Annotated in this window: 27 protein-coding genes and 1 pseudogene; 6 read left to right on the forward strand and 22 right to left on the reverse strand. The window is 57.4% G+C overall.

Features of this window, described 5'->3' with window-relative positions; translation table 11 throughout:
• Window positions 1-4: 4 nt before the first annotated feature.
• Together NWQ23_RS10915 and greA are read right to left on the reverse strand one after the other, a co-directional pair.
• The gene (locus NWQ23_RS10915; RefSeq protein WP_306166384.1) at window positions 5-991 is read right to left on the reverse strand and encodes a hypothetical protein; all 987 of its coding nucleotides are present in this window, start codon (window positions 989-991) and stop codon (window positions 5-7) included.
• Window positions 992-1,005: 14 nt separating this feature from the next.
• Window positions 1,006-1,476 (reverse strand): transcription elongation factor GreA, encoded by a 471-nt coding sequence (gene greA, locus NWQ23_RS10920; RefSeq protein ID WP_306166385.1) that lies wholly within the window; start codon window positions 1,474-1,476, stop codon window positions 1,006-1,008.
• A 201-nt stretch (window positions 1,477-1,677) separates the two neighbouring features.
• On the opposite strand from greA, the gene NWQ23_RS10925 reads away from it, so the two are divergent.
• Window positions 1,678-3,324: an electron transfer flavoprotein-ubiquinone oxidoreductase gene (locus NWQ23_RS10925; RefSeq protein ID WP_306166386.1), complete on the forward strand. Its 1,647-nt coding sequence runs from the start codon at window positions 1,678-1,680 to the stop codon at window positions 3,322-3,324.
• A gap of 71 nt (window positions 3,325-3,395) precedes the next feature.
• Here NWQ23_RS10925 and NWQ23_RS10930 read toward each other — a convergent pair whose 3' ends face one another.
• The 5 genes from NWQ23_RS10930 to NWQ23_RS10950 all read right to left on the reverse strand — a co-directional run bounded on the left by NWQ23_RS10930 (window position 3,396) and on the right by NWQ23_RS10950 (window position 9,147).
• Window positions 3,396-5,045: a DUF4139 domain-containing protein gene (locus tag NWQ23_RS10930; RefSeq protein WP_306166387.1), complete on the reverse strand. Its 1,650-nt coding sequence runs from the start codon at window positions 5,043-5,045 to the stop codon at window positions 3,396-3,398.
• A gap of 145 nt (window positions 5,046-5,190) precedes the next feature.
• Window positions 5,191-6,213, reverse strand: coding sequence for an aspartate-semialdehyde dehydrogenase (locus NWQ23_RS10935; RefSeq protein WP_306166388.1), 1,023 nt, complete (start codon window positions 6,211-6,213; stop codon window positions 5,191-5,193).
• A 227-nt stretch (window positions 6,214-6,440) separates the two neighbouring features.
• Window positions 6,441-7,124, reverse strand: coding sequence for a transferrin-binding protein-like solute binding protein (locus tag NWQ23_RS10940; protein ID WP_306166389.1), 684 nt, complete (start codon window positions 7,122-7,124; stop codon window positions 6,441-6,443).
• Between the two features lie 137 nt (window positions 7,125-7,261).
• Window positions 7,262-8,335 (reverse strand): matrixin family metalloprotease, encoded by a 1,074-nt coding sequence (locus NWQ23_RS10945; protein WP_306166390.1) that lies wholly within the window; start codon window positions 8,333-8,335, stop codon window positions 7,262-7,264.
• A gap of 353 nt (window positions 8,336-8,688) precedes the next feature.
• Complete coding sequence (locus NWQ23_RS10950) at window positions 8,689-9,147, reverse strand: Lrp/AsnC family transcriptional regulator (protein ID WP_306166391.1); 459 nt, start codon at window positions 9,145-9,147, stop codon at window positions 8,689-8,691.
• Between the two features lie 138 nt (window positions 9,148-9,285).
• Here NWQ23_RS10950 and ald point away from each other — a divergent pair, with 138 nt between their 5' ends.
• Window positions 9,286-10,404: an alanine dehydrogenase gene (gene ald, locus NWQ23_RS10955; RefSeq protein ID WP_306166392.1), complete on the forward strand. Its 1,119-nt coding sequence runs from the start codon at window positions 9,286-9,288 to the stop codon at window positions 10,402-10,404.
• A 52-nt stretch (window positions 10,405-10,456) separates the two neighbouring features.
• On the opposite strand, the gene mscL is transcribed toward ald, so the two are convergent.
• Window positions 10,457-10,885: a large conductance mechanosensitive channel protein MscL gene (mscL, locus tag NWQ23_RS10960; RefSeq protein ID WP_306166393.1), complete on the reverse strand. Its 429-nt coding sequence runs from the start codon at window positions 10,883-10,885 to the stop codon at window positions 10,457-10,459.
• A 159-nt stretch (window positions 10,886-11,044) separates the two neighbouring features.
• Between mscL and NWQ23_RS10965 the strand changes: the two genes are divergently transcribed.
• Entirely contained in the window at window positions 11,045-11,749 is a 705-nt protein-coding gene (locus NWQ23_RS10965) for a glutathione S-transferase family protein (RefSeq protein ID WP_306166394.1), read from the forward strand.
• 2 nt (window positions 11,750-11,751) lie between these two features.
• On the opposite strand, the gene NWQ23_RS10970 is transcribed toward NWQ23_RS10965, so the two are convergent.
• The 10 genes from NWQ23_RS10970 to pyk all read right to left on the reverse strand — a co-directional run bounded on the left by NWQ23_RS10970 (window position 11,752) and on the right by pyk (window position 21,415).
• A complete protein-coding gene (locus NWQ23_RS10970) occupies window positions 11,752-12,204 on the reverse strand; it encodes a YtoQ family protein (protein ID WP_306166395.1) in 453 nt (150 codons plus the stop codon).
• A 29-nt stretch (window positions 12,205-12,233) separates the two neighbouring features.
• Complete coding sequence (gene pheT / locus NWQ23_RS10975) at window positions 12,234-14,630, reverse strand: phenylalanine--tRNA ligase subunit beta (RefSeq protein ID WP_306166396.1); 2,397 nt, start codon at window positions 14,628-14,630, stop codon at window positions 12,234-12,236.
• A 72-nt stretch (window positions 14,631-14,702) separates the two neighbouring features.
• Window positions 14,703-14,891, reverse strand: coding sequence for a phenylalanyl-tRNA synthetase subunit beta (locus tag NWQ23_RS10980; RefSeq protein WP_306166397.1), 189 nt, complete (start codon window positions 14,889-14,891; stop codon window positions 14,703-14,705).
• Window positions 14,892-14,926: 35 nt separating this feature from the next.
• Window positions 14,927-15,355, reverse strand: a complete 429-nt coding sequence (locus NWQ23_RS10985) for an ASCH domain-containing protein (protein WP_306166398.1) — start codon at window positions 15,353-15,355, stop codon at window positions 14,927-14,929.
• 226 nt (window positions 15,356-15,581) lie between these two features.
• A complete protein-coding gene (gene pheS, locus NWQ23_RS10990) occupies window positions 15,582-16,655 on the reverse strand; it encodes a phenylalanine--tRNA ligase subunit alpha (RefSeq protein ID WP_306166399.1) in 1,074 nt (357 codons plus the stop codon).
• Between the two features lie 141 nt (window positions 16,656-16,796).
• Window positions 16,797-18,326 (reverse strand): trimethylamine methyltransferase family protein, encoded by a 1,530-nt coding sequence (locus NWQ23_RS10995; protein WP_306166400.1) that lies wholly within the window; start codon window positions 18,324-18,326, stop codon window positions 16,797-16,799.
• Window positions 18,327-19,016: 690 nt separating this feature from the next.
• Entirely contained in the window at window positions 19,017-19,379 is a 363-nt protein-coding gene (gene rplT / locus NWQ23_RS11000) for a 50S ribosomal protein L20 (protein ID WP_306166401.1), read from the reverse strand.
• A 17-nt stretch (window positions 19,380-19,396) separates the two neighbouring features.
• Window positions 19,397-19,597, reverse strand: coding sequence for a 50S ribosomal protein L35 (rpmI, locus tag NWQ23_RS11005; protein ID WP_055686928.1), 201 nt, complete (start codon window positions 19,595-19,597; stop codon window positions 19,397-19,399).
• A gap of 111 nt (window positions 19,598-19,708) precedes the next feature.
• Window positions 19,709-19,933 (reverse strand): hypothetical protein, encoded by a 225-nt coding sequence (locus NWQ23_RS11010; protein WP_306166402.1) that lies wholly within the window; start codon window positions 19,931-19,933, stop codon window positions 19,709-19,711.
• A 36-nt stretch (window positions 19,934-19,969) separates the two neighbouring features.
• Window positions 19,970-21,415, reverse strand: coding sequence for a pyruvate kinase (gene pyk / locus NWQ23_RS11015; RefSeq protein ID WP_306166403.1), 1,446 nt, complete (start codon window positions 21,413-21,415; stop codon window positions 19,970-19,972).
• Between the two features lie 116 nt (window positions 21,416-21,531).
• Between pyk and NWQ23_RS11020 the strand changes: the two genes are divergently transcribed.
• From NWQ23_RS11020 to NWQ23_RS11030, 3 genes are read left to right on the forward strand one after another with little or no spacing between them, the layout of a single operon-like run.
• Entirely contained in the window at window positions 21,532-22,269 is a 738-nt protein-coding gene (locus tag NWQ23_RS11020; RefSeq protein ID WP_306166404.1) for an N-formylglutamate amidohydrolase, read from the forward strand.
• An 11-nt stretch (window positions 22,270-22,280) separates the two neighbouring features.
• Window positions 22,281-22,574 (forward strand): DUF1244 domain-containing protein, encoded by a 294-nt coding sequence (locus NWQ23_RS11025; RefSeq protein ID WP_306166405.1) that lies wholly within the window; start codon window positions 22,281-22,283, stop codon window positions 22,572-22,574.
• 6 nt (window positions 22,575-22,580) lie between these two features.
• Window positions 22,581-23,021, forward strand: a complete 441-nt coding sequence (locus NWQ23_RS11030; protein WP_306166406.1) for a TerB family tellurite resistance protein — start codon at window positions 22,581-22,583, stop codon at window positions 23,019-23,021.
• A gap of 28 nt (window positions 23,022-23,049) precedes the next feature.
• Here NWQ23_RS11030 and NWQ23_RS11035 read toward each other — a convergent pair whose 3' ends face one another.
• The 4 genes and pseudogenes from NWQ23_RS11035 to NWQ23_RS11050 form a co-directional block, all read right to left on the reverse strand.
• Window positions 23,050-23,916: a D-amino-acid transaminase gene (locus tag NWQ23_RS11035; protein WP_306166407.1), complete on the reverse strand. Its 867-nt coding sequence runs from the start codon at window positions 23,914-23,916 to the stop codon at window positions 23,050-23,052.
• Complete coding sequence (gene dgcA / locus NWQ23_RS11040) at window positions 23,913-24,872, reverse strand: N-acetyl-D-Glu racemase DgcA (RefSeq protein ID WP_306166408.1); 960 nt, start codon at window positions 24,870-24,872, stop codon at window positions 23,913-23,915. The genes NWQ23_RS11035 and dgcA overlap by 4 nt, the downstream gene beginning before the upstream one ends.
• A gap of 49 nt (window positions 24,873-24,921) precedes the next feature.
• Complete coding sequence (gene dgcN / locus NWQ23_RS11045) at window positions 24,922-25,923, reverse strand: N-acetyltransferase DgcN (RefSeq protein ID WP_306166409.1); 1,002 nt, start codon at window positions 25,921-25,923, stop codon at window positions 24,922-24,924.
• Between the two features lie 236 nt (window positions 25,924-26,159).
• Window positions 26,160-26,939 (reverse strand): annotated as a pseudogene (locus NWQ23_RS11050) (ammonium transporter); the annotation flags it as partial.

Raw genomic sequence — 26,939 nt, forward strand, 5'->3', positions numbered from 1 at the left:
AGGATTAGTCAAACGTGCCCGTTGCACGACCCAGCAACATGAACGCGCGCGCCGTGCGGGTTTCTGCCAAGGCAAGCAGGTCGGTGTCTGTTGCGTGCTCTTCAAATGTGACCAGCATCTCGTCAAAACGGCGGAGGAAATGATGAACCGCGTCCCGGAAAATCGTATCTTCGCGCATCCGCCCGGCCGCCGAAGCAATGGCGGCATGTTCGCGGATCGCTCCGAGACGTTCCATCGTTTTTCCGCGCTCGCCTTTTGCAAATCTGCGCCACAGATCAGCACTGATCGGATCAGGATGCAGATCGTCTGTGTATATTCCGTCCTGCGACAATAGAGTCAGCACATCCTGGCTGGCCTGCACCAAGCGCCGCGCGCTCCGGTCTCGCAGCGCGCGACGCAGGGCGGCAAAGCCTTCGGTGTCATGCTCATCATTTGGAAAGTGGAGCGCCTGAATAAGATCACGCCGCTCTAATGGCGGAGCAGTTTCCTCGGTTTGGAGGCCAAGCTCGAATGCAGGTTGGTCAATAGGCGCTTGCGGCGCAGCACGCGGGACAATCAACCGTGACACTTCGCGACGGGAGGTGAAGCCCGAAACAGGAGGAGACAGCGCTGCCTGACTTTCGCCAGAGGCTTCGCGCACGGTCTCTACGCTTTGTTGTGGAAAGGACTGTATGGCATGCTGCGCCAGTTGCGTTTGACGCAAACCATCAACGGCCACCTGCAACCGATAGATTTCGTCACGCAAGGCGCGTGAAGATCGTGCAGCAATAGCAGCCACCCAAATCAGGCCCACAGGCATGAAAATAGCAACAAACATCAAAATACGGCGCAAAGCATCAAAACCTGCGTCAGGATTCTCGCTGGGTGGGAGCAACCAGAAAAATATCCCGACGACGACCATCCATGTCACGGCAATGGCCACGGAAATAGCCTCGCCTTGCGTCAATCCGTCAGCCGCCTGGGCATTTTTGTTGATAGGATGCTGCGCCATGCGCTGCGCACTTTCTATTTGAAGTTGATCGACAAAATCTCGTAGCTGCGTACCCCGCCGGGGGTCCGCACCTCGACGGTGTCGCCCTCATCCTTGCCAATCAGAGCGCGGGAGAGTGGAGATTTCATATTCAGCTTACCGCCTTCGATGTCAGCCTCGTACTCACCGACAATCTGGTAGGTTTTCTCTTCATCGGTTTCTTCGTCGACAAGCCGCACGGTCGCGCCGAACTTCACCGTTCCCGAGAGCTTGGTGGGGTCAATCACATCTGCAAGTGAAATCACGCCTTCCAGCTCTTTGACACGACCCTCGATAAAGGACTGCTTTTCTTTGGCAGAGTGGTACTCTGCGTTCTCGGACAAATCGCCATGCTCGCGCGCTTCGGAAATCGCACGGATAATCGCAGGGCGTTCCACCGTCTTGAGGTGCTTGAGCTCTGCATCCAGCTTGTCAAAACCGGCGCGGGTGAGTGGTATCTTATCCATTGTGTTCCCCTCCCGGGGCAAAAAGTATCAATCGATCGTTCATAGCCTATCAAGGATGGACTAAGTCAAGGCTAAGGCGCGATTTGGTGTCGCGCCATGACATTTTGACGTCGTGTCTTGATTGCCCCTTAATCTGTCATCAGGTAACCCTTGCCGCGACTGAATAAAAGGGGTCCGTCCCCAGAGTTAAAGGATATGCCTATGGCCGAGATTGAACGCGAAGCGATGGAATACGATGTGGTGATCGTCGGCGCAGGTCCTGCGGGCCTGTCTGCTGCGATCCGGCTCAAGCAATTGGATGCTGATCTGTCCGTCGTTGTCCTTGAAAAAGGCTCTGAGGTCGGGGCGCATATCCTGTCTGGCGCAGTCCTTGATCCGGTCGGCCTGAACAAGCTGATCCCCGATTGGAAGGCCAAAGGCGCACCGCTGAATGTTCCTGTGAAAGAAGACAATTTCTACATGCTGGGCGAGGCCGGACAGTTGCGCATCCCCAACATGCTGATGCCGCCACTGATGAACAACCACGGCAACTACATCGTATCGATGGGCAACGTCTGCCGCTGGATGGCCGAACAGGCCGAAGAAATGGGTGTCGAGATTTTCCCCGGCATGTCCTGCTCGGAACTGGTTTATGGCGAGAACGGTGAAGTCAAAGGCGTGGTCGCCGGTGAATTCGGCAGACAGGCCGATGGTACCCCCGGCCCCAGCTATGAACCCGGCATGGAACTGCACGGCAAGTATGTTTTCCTTGGCGAAGGCGTGCGCGGATCGCTGTCCAAGCAAGTGATTGCAAAATACGATCTGGCCGCAAAGTCCGACGTGCAGAAATACGGTCTCGGCATGAAGGAAATCTGGGAAATCGACCCCGCCAAGCACAAAGAAGGCACTGTGACCCACACGATGGGCTGGCCTTTGGAAGGCAACGCAGGCGGCGGGTCTTTCATCTATCACCTTGACAACAATCAGGTCTATGTCGGCTTTGTCGTCCACCTGAACTACAAAAACCCGCATCTGTTCCCCTACATGGAATTCCAGCGCTTCAAGCATCACCCGATGGTCGCCGAGCTTCTCAAGGGCGGCAAGCGGGTCGCCTATGGCGCGCGCGCCATCTCCGAAGGCGGGTTCCAGTCGATGCCAAAGCTTGAATTTCCCGGTGGCGCGCTGCTTGGCTGTGCCGCTGGCATGGTCAACGTGCCGCGCATCAAGGGCAACCACAACGCGATGCTGTCAGGGATCGCGGCGGCAGAAGCTGCGGTTGCCGCAATCAAGGCGGGGCGCGGCGGCGATTTGTTGGAAGGTTACGACAACGCCGTGCGCAAGGGCGAGATTGGCCGCGACCTCAAGAAAGTGCAGAACGTGAAACCGCTCTGGTCCAAATACGGGCTGCTTGCCTCTTTGGGCATTGGCGGGATGGATATGTGGATGAACACCTTCGGGATCGGTGTTCTGGGCACGATGAAGCACGGCAAATCGGATGCCGCAGCGACGGAACCGGCCGCCAAGCACAAGGAAATCAAATATCCCAAACCTGATGGCACCTTGTCATTCGACCGTCTGACCAATGTTGCCTTCAGCTTTACCAACCATGAGGAAAGCCAGCCTGCGCACCTGCACCTGACCGACCCCGACGTGCCGGTCAGCGTGAACCTGGCAAAATATGCAGGACCATCGGCGCGGTATTGTCCGGCGGGGGTCTATGAATTTGTCGGTCAAGGGGCCGAGACGAAGTTCCAGATCAACTTCCAGAACTGCGTCCATTGCAAGACTTGCGATATCAAAGACCCCAGCCAGAACATCACATGGACCGTGCCGCAAGGCGGGGACGGGCCGAACTATCCGAATATGTAAAGGATCAGGGGCCCTCGCGGGCCCCTTTTCATAGCCGGCAGATGCGGCGGGTAGGAGGGATTTGAACCACCTTACTCCAGTACATACCCGCTCGGCCAAGACAGGGTATAGTCCAGCCGCACGTCTTGCTTGACCCCTGCCGCGACATCCAGATCCCATTCCAAGATCCCGCGCTGACCTTCGGGGTCACGGCGCGCGACGGAGGGGCTGGCTGTAAACGTGACCTCCAGATCATCCTGCTCGGAATAGGGGATCGCATCGCGCAGCAGTACCTTCCAGTCCTGTCCCGTCAGGTTTTCCACCGTCATCACCGCCTGTTCGGTTAACTGGTTGGTCGTGGTAAAGACGCCCCGATCGCCCTCGGACCGGTTGGGCGTCGTGCGGGTCAGGCGCAAACCGTCCAATGGACCAAAGCCCATTTCCGTATCCGCACCCGCCGCCAAAAGCGGTAACTGGCTGAACCCGATCATCGTGCCATCGGCAAAGACCAATGCCTGCCCCGGAAGCAGGATTTCATCGGTTGTATTGGTGAATTCTGCCATGCGGTAGGCGATACTATCGCGGCTTGGGGCGGCCTCGGCCCAGACGTCGGCGTCAAGGTTCAGCGTATCCAGCGGTAAGCGCAGATCATCCACGCCGTTGCGGATATCGACACGGCCCGGATAGGTATAGGTGACCGTCGCCCCACTGAAATCCGCCTTCGCCACCACGGCTTCCATGACCGGTGCTGCCATGCCGGCGACCTCGGCGCGGGACAGGGACTGCACACTGTCACTCATCATCACGAGACCACGTTCACGGTCGTCTTCGGAAATGATCCGCCGAAGCGGGGCCCAAACACCGCCGGGGGCGATCTGTTCGCCGGGGCGGGCAGTAGAGAGCACCAGTCTGACATCCAGCCAGTCCTGACCCGTCTCCTGACTGACGACGACGGCGCGGTCGATATCAAGGCTGGCCGCATCGCCCGTGGTCAGGCGCATGTCATAGACAGGGGACCAATTGGCAAACCCCTCCAGCGTGGTGATATCAATCGTGACCTCACCCGCTTCCAGCGCATTGAGGGTAAAAGTCAGAACCGATCCTTCGTCTTCGGGGGCCATCAAGGCCGCAAGGGCGCGTTTGGCATCTTCCAGCGCCTCGATGTCATCCTCGCGGGCAAGCTCCGCAGCTTTCGCCTCCTGCTCGGCGGCAAAGGCGGCTTCGCGCACGGCAAGCGTTTCGGTACCCACCATCTGCGCCAGCGCGCGAATATCGGCGATGGTGCTGGCGGTGAGTGTTTCTCCTGCGCTGGCCTGCGAGAGGCTTTGCAAAAAGGCGATCTGCTCTTCTGCAGCCTGTACCCGCAGACGGATTTCCGCGATACCAGCGGTCCGGTCACGCAGCACGGCCTCTAGGCGCTCTACTTCATCCTGAGCCGCCAGAACTGCCGGCGAGGACTGGTCAGGGGTCACCGGCAGGCGGTCATATGCCAGATTAACCGCGCCGATCTGCGCGCCCATGGGGGCGGCAAGGCGCAGCCCTTCAGAAGACAAACCCTGCGGAAGGCCGGGCACAACGATTTCGTGCTGACCAGCAGGCAGGTCCAGCGTCACTTGGCGTGTGACTGTGGCCAGTCCGGGATAGATGGTCACCGTATCGACGCGGGCATCGCCGATGAATGTGTCCGAGAAACTGGGGGCGGCCAGCGCGATCAGGCTGGTGGTAAGCATTAGGCGCAGCATGGTGTTCTCCTGCAAATGTGTGCGGTCAATATAGCAGTAAGACGCGCGCGGCGGCGTGATCCTTGGCGAGGTCGGCAAAAAAATTCTATGCGCATGAAAAAGGGCGCTGAAAACAGCGCCCATTTCCAAAACTCACTTTAGAAGGTCAGCCCTTCTTCAGACACTCGCGGCCCAAAAGCTCGGCAATCTGCACCGCATTCAAAGCTGCACCCTTGCGCAGGTTGTCTGACACGCACCACAGGTTCAGCCCGTTATCGATCGTGCTGTCCTGCCGGATGCGGCTGATGAAGGTCGCAAAATCGCCGACACATTCAATCGGTGTGACGTAGCCACCCGCCTCGCGCTTGTCGATCACCATAATGCCGGGGGCTTCGCGCAGAATATCGCGGGCTTCGTCCTCGTCCAGAAACTCTTCGAACTCGATGTTGATCGCTTCAGAGTGGCCAACAAAGACCGGCACACGCACGCAGGTGGCTGTGACCTTGATCTTGGTGTCGAGGATCTTTTTGGTTTCGACGACCATCTTCCATTCTTCTTTGGTGTCACCGGAATCCATGAACACATCAATCTGCGGAATCACGTTGAAGGCGATCTGCTTTTGGAACTTGCGCGGCGGCTTGCTATCGGTTGGATTGTAGATGCTCTTGGTCTGGTCCCACAGCTCGTCAATGCCTTCTTTGCCGGCACCGGAAACGGACTGATAGGTGCTGACCACGACGCGCTTGATTGTCGCGCGGTCATGCAGCGGCTTGAGCGCCACAACCATCTGGGCTGTCGAACAATTCGGGTTCGCGATGATGTTTTTCTTTGCATAGCCGTGCACCGCTTCGGGGTTCACTTCGGGCACGATCAGCGGCACATCCGCGTCATAGCGATAAAGCGACGAGTTATCGATCACGACGCAGCCAGCTTTGGCAGCCTTGGGCGCATAGATCTTTGTCGCGTCCGAACCGACGGCAAACAGCGCAATATCCCAGCCCGTGAAATCAAAGGTATCAAGATCCTTGGTCTTGAGGGTCTTTTCGCCAAAGCTGACTTCGCTGCCCAGCGATTTACGGCTGGCAAGTGCGGTGATCTCGTCCACGGGGAATTCCCGTTCGGCGAGGATGTTCAGCATTTCGCGGCCCACGTTACCTGTGGCGCCCACGACGACGATTCGATAGCCCATTGGCTGGCTCCTTGTTTCAGATGCGCCCCTTTAACGCGTGGTAAGGCCAAGGGGAAGGGGGCGACCAAAGTCGCGCGCACCGGGCTCGAGATGAAGGCGGCAGGAACCATCCTGCATCTGCGGCGGGAAGAACCGGCGAAGATCCAGACTATGGTGCCAGAACACGTCTGGAACCTTAGCAAGCCTTACGGATTGGAGCACGTACCACAGGAGACCGTCAAAGCGGATCAATCAGCCTGAAAAGCGCCAATCACTTGGATATCTTCGGCATTATCGTTGATCAGCAAGACACCCCCCAACTCATCAGCATCGCGGCCAAAGAAAACGCCTTGCGTTCCCGCTGTCGAACTTGTGCCGCCCAACCGGTCAAATAACCCGGTTCCCGTTACTGTCCCTCCCGCGAACCGATCATCCGTAACGCTTCCGTTGGTCAGGATAATTGTTCCCTCATTTGTCACAGTTCCCCCCCGTGACGTTGTGCCAGACAAGTTGAAAAAGCGCCCATCAATGTCGCCGGACCCATCCCACGTGACAGTAAACTCTGCGTTGCCGGTCAGGACATAAACGTTATCAGAAAAAACCGCTGTCATACCCACCCAGCCTTCATTGTAGTCTGTAACGCCTGTCGTTGGGAGGTCGACCGGTTGAACATCCAGCCCAACTGCTCCAAAAATATTGGAGTCGGATATCCGCACGATCCGAGAGAATTCGCCATTTGCGGGGTTCAAGTATTCTGCATTGTCGATGACTGTACCATCAAGCAAACCGCCGGTGATTGCGCCACTCGAAGCGTTGATGGTCACGGCATCTAAGAAACGCGCATTACCATCGTCCAGCACAACATAGACCATTTCTACCGCGGTACCGGTCGCTGCGCGGTTCGATAGAGCAGGATAAGTGTCATCGGGCAAAATCTCTACCGCCGGATCGGTAGGCTCTGTCGGATTCCCTCTGCTGACGACGACGCTATCGCCGCTACCACCGCCGCATGCGACGATCCCAAAGGCGGTTATGACTGCAAACGCCCCGCGAAAAAATACCCTGTTCATTAAATAAAGTCCGATGAGTCTAGAATTACGTCCTCGATGGTGATGCTCAGATCAACGCCGCCCACGTTGTCAGTCCAGATCGTGTCACCACCGACAAACCGCAAGCTACCCTGCCCGAAACTCACCCCGACCAGATCAATGATATCAATGCCTCTTTCAAAGTCTGTGATCCGGTTATTGCCATCGGCCAAGTTGAAAACAAAAGTATCGGCGCCTCCGCCGCCTTCCAGAACATCGTTCCCCGCGCCGGCAAGCAGACGGTCGTCACCGGCCACGAAACTGCCCGTCGGATCACCACGCAAGACATCATTGCCGTTGCCACCATTCAGAACGTCATTCCCGATGCCACCAATCAAGATATCGTTGCCGGCCCCGCCGTCACCGTCAAGAACACCGGTACCGCCAATGATCGTATCGCGGCCCGCGCCACCAACCAAGTCATTGTTGCCGCGTGTGTCGACGATCAGATCATCACCGCCAGCACCATTGATTTCATCATTGCCTGCACCGCCAAAGAACCGGTCAGCCTGCGCAGTGCCCATGATGACATCATCGCCACCTTCGGCATAGGCTGTCTGACCAACACCGATGAACTCGAAATTCGCCTCTTCGCCAGCGTCCGACCAGCGCCGTTCACCGTAAAGATCCTGAATACCCGCGATGTCATCATCACCCAAAAGCCGTGACCCCGCATTCGCCGAGGCATTCATGATCGAGTCGGAGGTATTAAAGTGATCAAGCCCCAAAGCATGGCCAATCTCGTGCAGCAATACCTGAAAGAAGGTAAAACTCCCGTCTGAGCCGTTGGGTCTCCATGTTTCATCTTGATCGATCGTAATGTCGGATTCAGCGATGGTCACCAGACCATTTCCGTTTGCGTCACTGGGAAAATAGAACGTGTTTGCAAGGCCAATCGTGCCGCCTGACAACGGGGCGACGCTGATATCGATATCCGAATTGCCGAAAGTCGGATCATTGATAAAGGTCAGGCCTGCAATAGCGGCCCATGTGTCAAAAGCATCAAAGATCGCATCGGTAAATTGCCCGATGTTGGAGCCTGCAATGATACTCAACCCTGCAAGGTTGAATGACCACGAAATGTTGCCACTTGCGGCACCCCGAATGTCATTGCCCCACTTGAAATTTGCCTGACCTCCTTGCGTCGTGCCAACCTCGATCAGGTTATACGGATCGCTCGCACTCTCCAAAAACTCTTGCGCACCACAAGTTGCACAGCCACACAGTGTACACATTTTTGGGTCCTCATCGCTCGATGCCTATCGGCAATAGATCGTTTCGTATCAAATCACTATGCAACCAGAAAGAAGTAAATGTCACAAAAAAACTGGTCTTGAAATTAGATAAAATGATACTGTCCGGGTTGCTCCCGCTCAAAACTTCTACTTTGGCAAACTAGGCCAGAACCTCAGACAGGCAATGCTGTCGTCTGTCGAACCGTCCTGAGCGCAAAAGAAGACTGCATCTGTGCCACACCCGGCAGCGTCGCCAGATACCGGCGGTGGATGCGCGCAAAATCCTCGGTGTCGCCTGCGACAACCTTGAGTAGATAGTCGGCCGAGCCTGCCATCAAATGGCACTCCAACACATCGGGCACGCGCGCCACCGCCTTTTCGAAGGCATCCAGCACCTCATCCGCCTGCCCGCTCAGCGTGATTTCCACGAAAACCGTTGTCGGAAGACCCACTTTGCGGGGGTTCAACAGAGCCACATAATCCCGGATATAGCCTTCCTTTTCGAGCCGCTGCACGCGCCTATGGCATGCGGAGGCGGACAGGTTTGCCATCTCTGACAACTCGGCATTCGAAATTCGGCCCTTCTTCTGCAAAACCTCGAGGATTCGGCGATCAATACTGTCAATTTCCATTTGGCGCGGATTCCTTCGAAGATTTGCACAATCTACGCAAAATTCTATCGAAGTTATCGCAAACATCCAAGCAGAAGCGTCAAGTTATTGCTTTGGTCAGGCGTGATACTCTGGGCACTGACAGGGAGGACACACGTCATGCATATCGGTTGCCCGAAAGAGATCAAACCACAAGAGTTCCGCGTCGGATTGACACCCAATGCCGCGCATGAAGCGGTCAATCACGGCCATCAGGTCACGGTCGAAACCGGCGCAGGTGTAGGCGCAGGCTTTACCGATGCAGATTACATCGCGGCAGGCGCGGCCATTGCCGGAACAGCGGCAGAGGTCTTTGCTGCTGCCGATATGATCGTGAAGGTCAAGGAACCGCAGTCGGTCGAGCGGAAAATGCTGCGTGAAGGACAGATCCTGTTTACCTACCTTCACCTTGCACCGGACCCCGAACAGACCCGTGACCTGATGGCATCGGGTGCCACCTGCATCGCCTACGAAACCGTGACGGATGATCGCGGCGGTCTGCCCCTGCTGGCCCCGATGTCAGAAGTCGCCGGACGGCTTGCCCCGCAAGTGGGCGCGTGGACGCTGCAAAAGGCCAATGGCGGGCGCGGTGTCTTGATGGGCGGCGTGCCGGGTGTTGGTCCTGCGCGGGTTCTGGTCATCGGTGGCGGTGTTGTGGGCACCCATGCGGCAAAAGTTGCCGCAGGCATGGGGGCTGATGTCACCGTGCTGGACCGATCCCTGCCGCGGCTTCGCTATCTGGATGATGTCTTTGGCGGGCAGTTCAAAAACAGCTATGCCAGCGCGGGCAATACGATCGAGCTTGCGCAACAGGCCGACCTGATTATTGGCGCGGTCCTGATTCCCGGTGCGGCAGCGCCCAAACTGATTTCCAAGGCACAACTGGCAGAGCTGAAGCCGGGGGCGGCGCTGGTGGATGTCGCGATTGATCAGGGCGGATGTTTCGAGACATCCAAGGCCACAACACACCAAGACCCGATCTATGAGGTCGACGGGATCATGCACTACTGTGTGGCAAACATGCCCGGCGCCGTGGCGCGGACGTCGACGATCGCCTTGGGCAATGCAACGATGCCTTTCATGCTGGCACTGGCGGATAAAGGCTGGCGGAAGGCCTGCGAAGATGATCCGCATTTGCTGGACGGGTTGAACGTCCACGCGGGACACCTGACCTACTACGCCGTAGGCAAGGCGCTGGGCATTGACGTCTTGTCCCCCACATTGGCCCTAAAGGCCTAGAAACGCGAAAGCCCGCACCGGACAGGTGCGGGCTTTCGTCATCGGACGAAACTTACTTCTTCAGCGCATCACGAATTTCGAGCAGGACATCCAGCTCGGATGGACCTGCCGCCTCTTCTGGCGCTGCCTCATCAGGCTTTTCGGCCGCTGACTTAAGCTTGTTCACGGCTTTGACAAGCATGAACACCACAAAGGCGATAATCAGGAAGTTGATGCAGGCCGTTATGAACGCGCCATATGCAAAGATCGCAGCACCGGCTTCGCGGGCAGCATCAAGACCAATCCCCGCAGGAACCTCACCCGACAGAACAACATACATCGAGGTGAAATCGACGCCACCCAGGACCAGTCCGATGATCGGGTTGATCAGATCGCCGACAAGGCTGGAAACGATGGCAGTAAAAGCAGCACCGATGATGATACCCACGGCAAGGTCCATGACGTTGCCTTTGGCGATAAAATCTTTGAATTCTTTAATCATGTATATGTCCCCACATGTTGTTGGCTCGCGCGTGGACTTATCAACCCACTGCGCGGATGCGCACATGAGTAGCGGCATTAACCAACAGAAGCACGGGTTTTATTCACCGGATTTCCCCCTCACTCTAGGGGTACGCATGTCGCAATGGAGCTGCACCCGATGACTGACTTATCCGGTTTTCCGATCACGCAACGCTGGGCCCCCAAAGACCCTTCGGTGATCCAATTGTATTCCTATCCCACGCCGAACGGCGTCAAGGTGTCTATCGCGCTGGAAGAGATGGGGTTGGCCTATGAACCTCACCTTGTCACGCTGCAAGATGCGGACGTCAAAAGTCCGGAGTTTCTTTCACTCAACCCAAACAACAAGATTCCCGCCATCGTCGATCCCAATGGTCCTGATGGTCCGGTCGGGATTTTCGAGAGCGGGGCGATCCTGCTTTATCTAGCTGAAAAGTCAGGGCAATTTCTGGGATCAAACGCTGCTGAAAAGGCCAAGGTCACGCAATGGCTGATGTTCCAGATGGGTGGCCTTGGGCCGATGTTGGGCCAAATGGGTTTCTTCTACAAGTTCGCCGGATCACAAATCGAAGACCCGCGCCCTCGCGAACGCTACCGCAACGAGGCGATCCGGTTGCTGGCCGTTGTGGACAAAGCACTTGAGGGGCAAGACTGGATCGCCGGTGACTATTCCATCGCCGATATGGCGATTGCGCCCTGGATCAATGCGCTGGAATTTTATGGGACCAAAGATGCCGTGGGTTACCACGACCTCAAGAATGTCCCGTCCTATGTTGAGCGATTTTTTGCCCGCCCTGCGGTTGAAAAGGGCAAGCGCATTCCAGACCCGTCCCCGGCTGGGTAACCCTAGGTGCTTGTCGGCAAGGTCCCGTTGAGGACATAGGCCAGAATATCGACAACTTGCTGCGGCTCTTGCACAACGGCAAGGGCCGCGGCATCCACCTCTTTCAGCGGATGCTGATGCTCTGGGCCATGCATCACGATCAGTGACTTGCCCAAGGCGGCAGCATAGCCCGCGTCGAAAGCGGCGTTCCACTGCTTGTATTTCTCACCAAAGCGGACAACCACGATATCGGCATTCTGGATACCATGCCGCGTGCGGATCGCATTAAGATTGGCGCCTTTGTTGTCATGCCAGAACTTGTCTGGCTCCGCCCCCATGATCGCCACGCCGCAATCATCAGACGCGGCATGATCTGTCACAGGGCCGGTGAATGTCACATCCATACCGACCGCCCCTGCTGTGATCTGATCACGCCAGTCGGTGTGAATTTCGCCAGAGAGATAAACGGTCAACATGTCAGTTCCTTTCAGCAATGCCTTTGAGATCAGCCGCGCAGGGTGCCACCTGTGGCCTTTGTTACTTTCTCGATGATCTTGGCACTCACGGCTTCGATGTCAGTATCTTTGAGCGTCGATTCAGTCGGCTGCAAACGCACCGTTAGGGCAAGGGATTTCTTGCCCTCGCCCAATGATCCACCGATGAATTCGTCAAAGACGCGGACATCGGTAATCAATGCCTTATCCGCACCTGCCGCCGCATTGACCAGCGTCAGCGCCTCGACCTGCGTATCGACAACAAAGGCGAAATCGCGCTCCACCGCCTGCAAATCGGTGGATGTGAGGGCGGCGCGCGTTGCGGTCTTGTTCTTGGGCGTCGGAATTTCATCCGGCCAGATCGTAAAGGCGACCGCCGGCCCTTTGATATCCATCTCGCGCAGCACCTTGGGGTGCAATTCGCCGAAAATGCCCAGCACCTTTTTGGGACCAAGGCAAATTTTGCCATGCCGCCCCGGGTGCCACCACTCTGACGCGCCGCGCAGGATTTGCACCTTGGCCGGTGCGCCGATCGCGGCCAAAACAGCCTCGGCATCAGCTTTGGCATCATAAAGATCAACAGCGCGCGACGTGCCATGCACGTCTTTCGGCCCGGTGCGCCCGATCAGGACGCCAGTAACCAGCATATGCTGCTCGCCCGGTTCGCCACCGTGGAAGCCGGCACCGACCTCGAACAAGGCCATATCCATGAAGCCCCGCGCCTGATTGCGGGCCGCAGCCCGCAGCAAGCCCGGCAACAGGTTCGGACGCATATGCGACATCTCCGAACTGATGGGGTTTTCCAGCATGGTCGCGTCATCGCCACCGCCAAAGAGCGTAGCCGCTTCGGCATCAATAAAGCTGTAAGTCACACATTCGTTGTACCCCAAAGCCGCAGCCATCCGGCGTGCTGCTTGCTGGCGCGACTGGCTGGGGGTCAAAATCGGCTTTGGCACGCCAGCATCGGTGCGCGGCAACGGCTTGCCCTTCAGCTTGGTGAGCGATGCGATGCGCGCAACCTCCTCGACCAGATCAGCCTCGCCCTGCACATCGGGACGCCACGAGGGGACATGCGCCATGTCGCCTTTCATGGTGAAGCCGAGTGCGGTCAGCGTCGTGCGCTGTGTCGATTCCGGAATATCCATGCCGACCAGCGAAATCACCCGCTTGGCATCCAGCTTGTAGGCGCGCGACATATCAGGCACCTCGCCCGCCTGAATCAGTTCCGACACTTCCCCGCCCGCATGATCCACGATCATCCGCACCGCGTGTTCCAGTCCTTCGGGGGTAAAGGCAGGGTCAACGCCCCGCTCGAACCGGTAGCGCGCGTCAGAATTGATCTTCAGGGCGCGGCCGGTATAGGCGATCTGGACCGGATCCCAATAGGCGCTTTCGACAAAGACGTTTACGGTTTCATCAGAACAGCCAGTTACAGCACCGCCCATAACACCGGCGATGCTTTCGGGGCCTTCATCGTCGGAAATCACCATTTGTCCGGCCTGCAAAGTATAGGTCTTGTCGTCCAGCGCCGTGATCGTCTCGCCACCCGCTGCGCGATGCACCCGCAGATTGCCTTTGACCTTATCGGCATCAAAGACGTGCAAAGGGCGGTTCAGGTCATAGGTGAACCAGTTGGTCACATCGACCAGAAAGCTGATCGGGCGCAGGCCGATGGCGCGCAACTGTGTTTGCAGCCAGTCGGGGCTGGGGCCGTTTTTGACACCACGGATCAAACGACCACAGAAAATCGGGCATCCATCGCGCGTATCATCAGCAATAGACACTTTCAGGTCGGCAGTGAAACTGGCTGGCACAGGGTCGACCGTGACCGGTTTCAGCGTGCCCAAGCCGCGCGCCGCCAGATCGCGCGCCACACCACGCACGCCCAGCGCATCGGGGCGGTTGGGGGTAATCGCGATCTCGATCACCGGATCGACCTTGTCGGGCGCATTGACCGCCAGCCAATCGGTAAAGCTTTGGCCGACCTCACCCGAAGGCAGTTCGATAATCCCGTCATGTTCTTCCGACAGCTCCATCTCGCGCTCGGAACACATCATGCCGTGGCTTTCGATGCCACGGATTTTGCCCACGCCGATGGTCGTATCAATGCCGGGCACATAGGTGCCGGGGCTTGCAATCACGACGGTGATGCCTGCACGGGCATTGGGTGCGCCACAGATAATCTGGGTCAGCCCGTCCTTGGTTTGCACCTGACAGACGCGCAGCTTGTCCGCATCGGGGTGCTTTTCCGCAGACTCGACGTATCCGATGGTGAAGTCAGCCAGTCGCGCGGCGGGGTTCTCAATGCCTTCGACCTCAAGCCCAAGGTCGGTCAGCGCATAGGCGATATCATCCACCGAAGCGTCTGTTTCAAGGTGATGCTTGAGCCAAGAGAGCGTGAATTTCATAGGTCCGGTCCTGCGGTTCTAACGGGTTGGAGAGGGCTTAGCGGATTACAAAGGCAGGGGAAAGAGGCGCGGTCACTTGCGCGGCTGATGCGCTGCGGCCCATTTGGCGACACCCCATGCAGGCAAGAGGATGACCCCCCATCCGGCCGCATTAATCAAAGTCAGTTTCAGCGCCAGTTCGCGCGGCATGTCAGAGGTCCACATGGCGATATGGCCAAGCACGATAAAGAGAACCAGAAAGGTAACGTAAATCCGCATCATCTGGCGAGTTTAGCGCATCGGGCCTGCGGTGGAAATCAAAGTTCGCGGCCTGCCAGATCTTCGACCACCACAAAATGTTCGAAAAGCAGCATCATTTCAGGGTCAAACCCGCCATTGCGCTTGAAATAGGCTTTGTGGTCTTTGCGCCAGCCCAAGAGGCTGTCGTTCTCGCCCTCGGCCAAGGCCATCTCTTCGGTCACGTCGCAATAGCGGATTTTTTCGACCTTCGTGGTGCGGATCACCAAGGCGGGCGTGCCATCCCAGTTCGCCGCGATATCACAACGGCCTACAACAGGCATCGATTCTGGCTCATCCGCGAAGTCAGACAGCGCAGCACAGGTCGCCCGCTTCTTGCCCTTACGGACCAGCCCGATCAGGTACTGGCAAAGCTCGGGGCTGTCGCCAAAACGAAACGTACCCGCGCCGGGGTAAGTGTCTTGCAGGTCTTCGGTGTCGTCGGTCATTGGGGTGCCTCTTGGGGTGGGTTTCGCCAAACTATCTCTTTCGCCACCTAGATGCCATTCACAACATCAGGGCAGCGCCCGGACCTTGGGGTGGGCGCAATGACGGTCGTATTTCGCAATGCGGTCAATTAAGCCGCAACGGTAGTTCAGATTGCAGCGTTGCAAAAGCGCCCTCCCCATGGGGGAGGTCCGGGCGCTGCCCGGCGATGCCGGGCGGGGCTTTTGGCTACCTACTTAATCCACCATGCAGCGTCGGCACGTCCAGCGCCGCGAACCCGTAGTGCCTTAGCCAGCGCAGATCGCTGTCAAAAAACGCCCGCAAATCCGGTATCCCGTATTTCAGCATCGCGATCCGGTCGATGCCCATGCCGAAGGCAAAGCCTTGCCACTGGGTCGGGTCCACGCCTGCCGCTTGCAGCACCTTGGGGTGCACCATGCCGGACCCCAGAATTTCCAGCCAGTCGTCGCCCTCGCCCACTTTCAGCGTGCCGCCTTCCCATGAACAGCGGATATCGACCTCTGCCGAAGGTTCGGTGAACGGAAAGTGGGACGCGCGGAAGCGGATATCGACGTTATCGACCTCGAAATAGGATTTCACGAATTCTTCCAGCACCCATTTCAGGTTGGCCATGCTGATGTCTTTGTCGATGGCCAAGCCTTCGACCTGATGGAACATCGGCGTGTGGGTCTGGTCATAGTCGGCGCGGTACACGCGACCGGGGCAGATGATGCGCGTGGGGGCGCCGCTGGCCTCCATGCTGCGGATCTGCACCGGGCTGGTGTGGGTGCGCAGTACATGGGGCGGACGGTTATCACCCTGCGCACGGTGCGTATAGAAGGTGTCCATCTCGGCCCGCGCGGGGTGGTGGCCGGGGATATTCAGCGCGTCGAAATTATACCAGTCGCTTTCGATCTGCGGGCCTTCAGCGACGCGGAAACCCATGTCGGCGAAAATCGCTGTGACCTCTTCGGTAACCTGGGAAATCGGGTGGATCGTCCCTTGGCGACGCTCGCGGGCGGGCAAGGTCACATCCAGCCATTCGCCACGCAGACGCGCATCAAGGGCGGCATCAGAGAGCGCCATCTTTTTGGCGGCCAATGCGCTGTTGATCTCGTCTTTCAGAGCATTGAGCGCGGGGCCGGCGGTCTGGCGTTCTTCGGGGCTCATCTTGCCTAGCTCGCGCATTTGCAGGCTAATCTCGCCCTTCTTGCCCAGAGCTTGCACACGCAAATCCTCGATCGCGGCCTCTTCGGCTGCATTCGCAATCAGGGTCAGGTATTTTTGTTTCAGATCGTCCATCGGCCGCCTCTCGCAATCGTCCCCGCGGAGTTAGCGAAATGGGCGCATGGTTGCAAGCTGCACGGATCATTGTGGGCAAGCCGGACTACCCATTCCACCGTGGTGTCGGATCGCGCAAAACACCTTTCACAGCAGCAGGCTTCAAAGGATATTGAACTGCTCACGGATCGTCGCGTCTTGGGCTGTCGAAAGATATTGCGGATGATGGTCTGCCAAAATCTGCCGCGCACGTTCGCGCGCTACGGTCCATGCGTCTTTCGCCCCGTTTTCGGCCCACGTGCGCGGTTCATCACGATCAGCAAGCGAGGGGTAAAAATAGTCACGTTCCATCGCTGCGATTGTGTGCTCGCCACCCAGAAAATGGCCCGGGCCAAGAACAGCCTCGTTGATCGCATCGAAACCAAGGTTATCTTCGGTCACTTCGATCCCCCGCAGGATGCGATACGTATGCGAGTGCATCTCGTCGTCGAGGATGAAAGCCTCGAAACTTGCACCGAGCAAGGAAGCGGTCATGCCTGAGCTTTCATAAATCAAATTGCCACCGGCCAAGGCCGCGGCCAGAGAACTTAAGCCCTTCTCTGCCCCGTATTGCGCATCGATTGCCTTGGCATCGGTCATGGAACAGGCCACACCGGATGGCAGCCCGAGCCAGTTTGACAACTGGGCAGAGGCGGCGTTGAGCAAGGCGCTTTCTCCGCTCCCGCCAGAAAATGAACCCGTGCGGAGGTCAACGACCAATGGCCAGTTGGAAAAAATCATCGGGAACCCCGGTTTAATCGCATGGACCATTACCAAACTGGCGAGTGTTTCCGCCAAAGACTGCGTCAGAAAACCCGCCATCGTCGCGGGGGCTGTCGCGCCGGCTTGGGCGGCCGTGATACACGACATCGGGATGTTATGCCTGATGCATTCATAGACGACGTCGACCGCGTCTTCCCCATACCGCATCGGCGAAATCACGGGACTGATATGCGCCTTCATAAACGGACGTCTTGAGAATGCACCTGCGCCGCCTGCTGCGATATCAAGCAGCGTAACGATGGGCTCTATATGTTCGGCCAGTGTAAACGAGGTTGCCGTGGGCTTTGTTGTGTTGCGGACCAATGCATAGGCCGTATTCACGTCCAGATCGAAATTGCCCGGGACATCGGTGGCGACACAACAGCGCGTAAACCAACTCACATTGGCCAGCGTATCCTGCAACCGCGTGAAATCATGAAGATCGGCAAGGGTCGAAGGGCGGTAGATCCTACGATCAAGATCAAGCGTTTGAACCGCCGCCCCGCCCGTACCAAAGTAGACTTTGCTACCACCGACCTCGATGGAACGATTGTCATCCCGACCGTGCAATGTGAACTTTTTTGTGGCCTTTGCGATCGCATCCTCAACAAGAGCGGCTGGAAATGTGACGCGACCATTGCCGGTTTCGCTTGCACCTGCGCCGATCAGGTCCTGCCGCAGCCGCGCGGGAACAGCGCCCATGCCCAGCTCAGACAAAAGCCGAAGCGCGGTCTTGTAGATCGCACGCAAGTCCGGCTCTGTCAGTGGCCGAAAGGACCCGCCAACCTGACCCGGCGGACATGGATCAATCATCGGCTTGGCCGCACGTTTGATGATGCGTTGGGCCCGACCGCCGCTACGTCTTGTGGTCTTGCCGGCGGTACCGGTCATGGCGGTGTGCCTTCTGGTTTTGGTAGTCCGTTACACTTGAATTGGTAGGACAATGGAAAACGCTTTGATAGCCTCTATTGGCGATCAATCCCGGCAATTCCGTTTCTTGGCTCGCAAAAGTCAGAGGTCACGCAACGGGTGCGCTGACTGTCGGACTGGCCAAGACATAAGTATGTTGATTCGTTCAGGAAACGTGCTGGGATTTTTGGTAGAATGGGCGCGCCCGCAAGCCAGCGCAATGTCGCTGTGCGTGTTAATTTCGCAGGATAACACCCAGACCCCGAGGCCTTCGAGGGCTGCACATCCGAATGTGCGCCGCCGTTGAGACAGCAGTCAAATGCACGAGGCGGCTTCGATTTCCACATCTTATTTTCAAAAGCCTATTTTTGAAACACAGCGCTGGCAACCTGGCTGCCTTTTGGGGCGGCTTGGCATGGGGGTTTTCGGAGCCGGCAGTAGCTGGTTGCTCCCCTTCCGGTGGCATCGATAATGCGGCGCCATTTCGGGTTGGTCTGGCGCCAGTACCGAGATCTGATTTTATACGGGGACTCGTGATGCGCCCTTTTGGGCTGGTTATGCAACAAAGGGCCCAGCACAGCAGTCGTTGGTTTGTGGCAAAGGATGGACGTTACACACATGCAAAAGGCCGCCCCCATAGGGCGGCCTTTCGAAAATCACATCTTGCGTAGGTTACGCTGGCAGTGCTGCTTTTGCCTTGCCGACAACTGCTGCAAATGCATCAGGCTCGTTCACGGCCAGATCGGCCAGAACCTTGCGGTCCACTTCGATACCGGCCAGCATCAGGCCGTTGATGAACTTGGAGTAGTTCAGTGTCTCATCAACCGAACGCACACCTGCGTTGATCCGCTGGATCCACAACGCGCGGAAATTGCGCTTGCGGTTGTGGCGGTCACGGGTTGCATATTGGTTGGCTTTGTCGACCGCTTGTGCCGCGACCTTGAAGGTCTTGGAGCGGCGATCATAATAACCTTTGGCAGCGTCGAGTACTTTTTTGTGACGACGGTGCGTGACGGTTCCACCTTTAACGCGCATATCTCAATTCCCTCTAATTAACGTGCGTAAGGCATCATCGGTTTGATGATACCCTCGTCTTGCTTGCTCAATGTGGTTGTACCACGAGCATTGCGGAGGAATTTGTTGGTGCGCTTGATCATCCCGTGGCGCTTGCCAGCTTGGCCCGCAAGGATGCGGCCAGTGGCCGTCACTTTGAACCGCTTTTTGCAGCTCGATTTGGTCTTCATCTTCGGCATTTCCGTCTCCTGTTCAAGTCGGTCGAAACGCGCGACTCGGCATGCCATCTTGGCCGGACGCGCGGGTTAAGACGCGCCGTATAGGACGCATCCGCTATAGACGCAAGGGGCTTAGTTCACGTATCGCCCCAGAACCCCGACAATCACCTCGTCGATCGTGGCAACACTGTAGACGCCTGGATTTTCCTGCATCGCATAAGCCACTGCACCGCCGCCAATGATCAGCATCAGTGCCGCCTGCTTGGGCCAGCGACGATCCGCATATGCGCTGACCAAAGATGGTACAGCAAAAGCGGCAAGCGCCACCCCAATGACGAAAATCAGATCGAAATCCATATCCTATAAGCCTTGCCCTTACGCCCCGCCCGAAACCTACTCTGGATCAGAGGCATAAATCAAACGCTCTTCACAGGGGGCGACCCGCAGGATGTTTGTGGAACCGGGCGTATTGAACGGTACGCCCGCAGTCACGACAATCATGTCCTTTTCAGTGGCAAGGCCTTGCGCGATGGCAGCACGTACAGCCGCGATCACGGCATCCTTGAACCGGTCCACTTGCCCCGTCATGACGCAATTCGTTCCCCAAGACAGGCAAAGCCTGCGTGCGGTCGAGATTTGGTTGGTCAGGGCGATGATCGGCACGCGTGGCCGTTCACGCGCAACCAACAGCGCGGTTGTGCCGGATTGCGAGAAACAGCAGATTGCCTTGACGTCAGTCGTTTCGGCGATTTCGCGAGCGGCAGATACGATTCCGTCCGCAACGGTCTTGCCGTCTGCCCTGCGCGAGGCTTCGATGATCTCGGTATAGGTTGGATCGGTTTCAACTTCATAGGCCACGTTGCTCATCGTGGTCACGGCTTCGATTGGATAGGATCCAGCCGCCGATTCCGCCGACAACATGATCGCATCGGCACCTTCATATATCGCTGTCGCCACGTCAGAGACTTCGGCCCGCGTCGGCATTGGAGAATCGATCATGGACTCCAGCATCTGTGTGGCAACAATCACCGGCTTTGCAGCCGCACGGCACTTGCGCACCAACCGCTTTTGAATCGGAGGCACATTCTGCACAGGAAGTTCCACGCCCAGATCACCTCGGGCGACCATGATGCCATCAGAGACTGCGAGGATGTCGTCGAACACCTTTACTGCATTCGGCTTTTCAATCTTTGACAGAATTGCCGCCCGGCCTCTTGCGAGGATGCGCGCCTCTTCGACGTCCGCCGGACGCTGCACGAAGGACAAAGCCAACCAGTCCACACCCAATTCACACACAAATTCAAGGTCTTTGCGGTCTTTGTCAGACAGGGCCGCGAGCGGCAAAACCACATCCGGTACATTCACACCCTTGCGGTTCGAGATTGTGCCACCGACGATCACCTCGCAATTGGCAAAATCCGCGCCACAGTCTTTCACGCGCAATTTGATCTTGCCGTCGTTGATCAGCAAATGCGCGCCGGGCTCCAGCGCGTCAAAAATCTCTTTGTGGGGCAGGCGCACGCGGGTCGCATCGCCTTCTGCGTCATCCAGATCCAGACGGAAATCGGCACCGGGGACGAGCTCTTCTTCGCCACTGGCAAAGACGCCAACCCGCAGCTTTGGGCCTTGTAGGTCGGCAAGGATTGAAATGGGGCTATCCAGGTCTTTTTCGACCTGACGGATCATAGCGTGCCGCGCGCGTATCTCCGAATGATCACCATGCGACATGTTCAAACGAAAGACGTCCGCTCCGGCCTCATGAAGGGCCCGGATCATCTCGTAGTCATTTGATGCCGGGCCAAGTGTGGCCACGATTTTCACATTGCGGTGACGTCTCATATCATATCCTTCGTCCATCGGTGCCGTTAGCGGTAACAGCCTGCGTTGTGCCCTTATTGCGCAATTCCATTCTCTTCACAACTAGCCTAAATGCAGTGACAGAGGAATGACAGGCAATGACTGACCAACCATTTGAAATCATAGGTGCCAACAGGCCAGGGCGGTGGCTTGTGAGTTGCGATCACGCAACAAATCTCGTGCCTGATTGGGTACATGGTGGCGACCTTGGGCTTCCGGCGGCCGAAATGGCGCGCCACATCGCCTATGACATCGGGGCAGCGGGTGTGACGCGCCATCTCGCACAGGCTTTGGACTGTCCTGCGATCCTGTCGCGCTTTTCAAGGCTGGTTTGCGACCCGAACCGCGGCGAAGATGATCCCACCATCATGATGCGGCTTTACGACGGGACGATCATCCCCGCCAACCGCAATGCGGATGAGGCCGAAAAGGAAGAGCGGCTGCGCAGGCTCTACCGTCCTTACCACGCCGCCTATGCCGATCTGGCCAACAAGATCGCGAATCCTGTGATCTGTGCGGTGCATAGCTTTACGCCGCGCCTGCAAGGACGCGCCCCGCGCCCTTGGGAGATCGGAGTGCTTTACGCTGATGATGCACGTCTTGCCCTGCCGTTTATGGCGGCTTGCCGCGCCCAAGGCTGGTGTACAGGGGATAACCAGCCCTATGCTGGGCATCTGCCCGGAGATGCGGTAGACAGGCATGCCCTGCAACACGGACGCCCCAACCTGCTCATTGAAATACGCCAAGACCTGATTGAAGATGAAGCAGGGCAAATCCTATGGGCCAGCCGATTGGCCCCGCTCTTGGCAGACGTATTGGCCCAATCCGGCCTTTGAAAGGACAGACCATGGACGACCAAACCCGTATTGAACTCGAAGCTGCCGCCTTTCGCCGCTTGCAAAAGCACCTGATGGAAGACCGGCCCGACGCGCAAAACATCGACATGATGAATTTGGCTGGGTTCTGCCGGAACTGCCTGTCGCGCTGGTATCAAGAAGCTGCGAACGAACGCGGGATTGAAATGACCAAAGACGAAGGCCGCGAGGCGTTCTACGGGATGCCTTTTGACCAATGGAAAGCAAAATACCAGACTGACGCGTCACCAGAGGCCAAAGCAGCCTTCAAAGACAGCCACGGATAGGATGCCATGCTTGAACGACTGACAGCCTTTTTCGGAAATCCTGCCAGCTATCATACGCCCTTGCCAGAAGCGGATGCCCAACATGCCTTGGGCGCTTTATTGGTCCGCGCGGCCAAGGCCGACAATACTTATCTGGTCGAGGAAATCGCCCAAATCGACAAGGTCTTGCGCGAACGCCACGGGCTGAACCCGGTGCAAGCCGCCAAAATGCGTGCTGAATGTGAATTACTGGAAAAAGCCATTCCGGAGACAGCCAAAATCACCGCGATCCTCGAACATGCGATCAGCACCGCCGAAAAAGAGGCCACATTGCTGGCCCTTTGGCGTGTCGTCTATGCGGATGGGGTCAACAAAGAAGTCGAAGACCGGTTGCTACACGAGATCGAAGAGGTGCTTGGAATCGGCCCCGAGCGGGCGAAAGAGTTGCAGGACGAGGCGCACAGGTAGCGCGGCCAACATCTTGGCTCGTTCTTTTTTACACGGCGACCTTGCGGCTTTCCTCAAGATAAATCTCGCGCAACCGAGCCGCCACTGGCCCCGGCACACCTGCGCCGACAGCGACCCCGTCAACCTCCACCACCGGCATCACGAATGTACTGGCCGAAGTAATAAACGCCTCATCGGCCTCTTGTGCCTCTGCGATGGTAAAGCTGCGCTCTTCCACCTGCATCTGCGCCTCGCGGGCAAACCGCAAGACCGCCGCGCGGGTGATCCCGTGCAGGATCTCATGGCCAAGGTGCCGCGTAATGATCGTGTTGCCCTTGACGATATAGGCGTTGTTGGACGTGCCCTCCGTCACCGCCCCATCCTCGACCATCCATGCATCATCGACACCGGCGGCCTTGGCCATCATCTTGCCCATCGACGGGAAGAGAAGTTGCACGGTCTTGATGTCTCGCCGCGCCCAACGCTGGTCTTCGATAGAGATAACCTTGATGCCCTTCTTGGCCGCAGGGCTATCGGCCAACCCCGGCTTGTTCTGGGTAAAGAGCACGACAGTCGGTGTCGTCGTTTCGGGATCAGGGAAGACGAAATCGCGATCGCCGGGGGCACCGCGGGTAATCTGCAAATAAATCATTCCCTCTTCGATACCGTTCAGGCGGACCAATTCACGGTGCACCTCCAATAGATCGGGCAAGACTGCAGGATGTGGCATATCCAATTCGTTCAAGGACCGCTCCAACCGCTTTGCGTGGCCTGCGAAATCAATCAGCTTGCCATCCAGCACCGAAGTCACCTCGTATACTCCGTCCGCCATCAAGAACCCACGATCAAAGATCGAGATTTTGGCTTCGTTTTCAGGCAGGTACTCGCCGTTGACATAGACTGTGCGCATGGTCATCCCCAAAGTGCAGCGGCGGGCGGGTGCACGCCTTTTTCATCATATTCCAAAGGAACATTCCGGTCTTCGGCCAATAAGAGCGGCCCGTCAAGGTCTGTGAAAGCCACGCCCTGCGCAAGGATGGTGGCGGGGGCCATCGCCAGCGACGACCCGACCATGCAGCCGACCATCACACCATAACCTTCTGCGAGCGCCTGTTGTTTGAGCGCCAGCGCCTCGGTCAGTCCGCCGGTCTTGTCCAGCTTGATGTTCACCAGATCGTATTTGCCGCGCAGGGCTGGCAGGCTGGCGCGATCATGGCAGCTTTCGTCGGCACAGACGGGCAATGGCCGCGCAATCTCGGCCAGCATGTCATCCTGACCGGCCGGCAAGGGCTGCTCGACCATCTGCACGCCCAGCCGGATCAGATGGGGGGCAAGATCGGCATAGACCTCTGCGGTCCAGCCTTCATTGGCATCCACGATGATGCGCGCATCGGGGGCACCACGACGGACAGCTTCCAACCGGACCATGTCATCAGGGGTGCCCAGCTTGATCTTGAGCAGCGGACGATGGGCATTCCTTGCGGCCTGCTGTTGCATCGCCTCTGGGGTGTCCAAGGACAAGGTATAGGCGGTGATTTCCGGCAAAGGGGCAGGCAACCCAAGCAGATCCCAGACGCGCTTGCCCGCCGCCTTGGCCGCATGATCCCAAAATGCGCAATCAAGTGCGTTGCGTGCGGCACCGGCAGGCATCGCCAGAGGCAAATCCGACCATCGGCCTGAAAAGCCTTCAATCTGCGCGGTCACGCTCTGCAAAGTCTCGCCATAGCGGGCATAGGGCACGCACTCGCCGGCGCCGCGAACACTGTCCTCTTCAACAGCAACAGTCAGGACCTCTGCCTGCGTCCGCGATCCGCGACTGATGGTAAACACCTGCGCAAGGCGAAAGATATCCTGCGTTACTTCAATCTTCATGCCTGTCCTTCTTTCGAGCTCAAATATCCCCGCCGGAGGCATAAAAGTCTCAAAGACCTTCCAGTGCGTCCACAAGCCGTGCGGCACCTTGGCGGAACGTATCAACCGTGGGAAGCCCCATGCGGGCTTCGACCTCGGCCATATAGGCCAGCGCCGCGTCTTCAGCCAAATGCTGCGTGTTCACCGAGACGCCGACAATCTGGCACGCTGGGTTCGCAATGCGGGCGAGCGGCAGGGCTGTATCGCGCAAAGCCTCAAGACTTGGCAAAGCATAATCCGGCAAACCACGCATATGTTTGCGGGTAGGTTCATGGGCAAGGATCATGGCATCGGGTTGGCCACCGTGGATCAGCGCCATAGTGACGCCAGAGTAGGAAACGTGAAACAGGCTGCCCTGCCCCTCGATATGATCCCAATGATCAGGGTCATTGTCCGGGGTCAGATATTCAACAGCACCCGCCATGAAATCCGCGATCACCGCATCCAAGGGGACGCCACCGCCGGTGATGAGAATACCGGTCTGGCCGGTGGGGCGGAAAGTGGATTTCATGCCGCGCTTTTGCATTTCCGCATCCATGGCAAGGCCTGTGTACATTTTGCCCACTGAACAATCGGTGCCAACCGCAAGGCAGCGTTTGCCGGTCCGTTTTTTGCCATTGGCAATCGGGTAAGCGACCGAGGGAATACGGACATCAAATAATGAGCGACCATTCACGCGGGCGGCCGCAACCAGCTCATCCTCGTCCCGCAACAGGTTGTGTAAGCCAGACGCAATGTCAAAACCCATCTTGAGGGCTGTGACCAGCACCTCTTTCCAGGCTTTGGAAATATAGCCGCCACGGTTGGCCACACCTATCACAAGCGTCTTGACGCCGGCCGCCTTGGCCTCCTCCAAAGTAAGATCTGCAATCCCCAGATCCGCGCCACAGCCCGGCATCCGGTACTGGCCCAAAGCATTCTCCGGACGCCAGTCCTTGATGCCTTGCGCAACCTTTGCTGCGAGTTGATCGGGGGCATCGCCGAGGAACAATAGATAGGGTGTCTGGATCATGTTGAGGCTCCGGAAGGGAAAGATTCGGGTTATGAAGAAGATATCAGCGAAGGACGCGCAAGTTGATCGCAGAATTGAACGCCTTAATGGTCAAGGATGGGATTTTCTTGCATGATATATAGATTTGTTCGAAGAAATTACCTCTGAACTGCGCAAGGCAGAGTTCAATCCACCCACCCCATAAAAAAACCCGGGCGCGAACGCCCGGGCTGTTTTCAAAAGCTGAAGGGAGGATTTCAGCCTTTTGAGAATTCAGGGTATGCTTCCATGCCCAGTTCGGACACGTCCAAACCGTTGATTTCAGATTCTTCCGAGACACGGATTCCGACGATCCCTTTGAGGATTGTCCAGACGACGAGGCTGAACACAAAGGTGAAGCCACCGATTGCGACGAACCCGATGAACTGTGTACCAAAGCTTGCGTCAGCATAGACTGGCACAACCATGGTGCCCCAGAAGCCTGCAATCAAGTGCACTGGAATTGCGCCCACGACGTCGTCGATCTTGAACTTGTCCAGCATAGGAACTGCGAAGACAACAATCAGACCACCGACCGCACCGATCCAGAGCGCGCCGAAGAGTGTCGGCTCAAGCGGACTGGCTGTGATCGAGACCAGACCGGCAAGCGCACCGTTCAGGACCATCGTCAAGTCAGGCTTCTTGTACAGCACTTGGGACAAGATCAGCGCGGCAACAGCACCCGCAGCAGCGGCCATGTTGGTGTTCGCAAAGATACGGCCCACGTCTGTGATATCGCCAACAGTACCCGCAGCAAGCTGAGAGCCACCATTGAAGCCGAACCAACCCAGCCACAGGATGAAAGTACCCAGTGTTGCCAGAGCAAGGTTTGACCCCGGCATTGGAACAACTTTGCCGTCCTTGTACTTGCCGATACGGGCACCCAGTATGATCGCACCTGCCAGAGCCGCGAAACCACCAGCTGCGTGAACGATCGTAGAACCTGCGAAGTCATAGAAGCCCATCTCGGACAACCAGCCGCCGCCCCACTGCCAGGA

It is taken from the genome of Yoonia sp. (genome assembly GCF_030731595.1).
In the GTDB taxonomy this organism is placed as follows: domain Bacteria; phylum Pseudomonadota; class Alphaproteobacteria; order Rhodobacterales; family Rhodobacteraceae; genus Yoonia.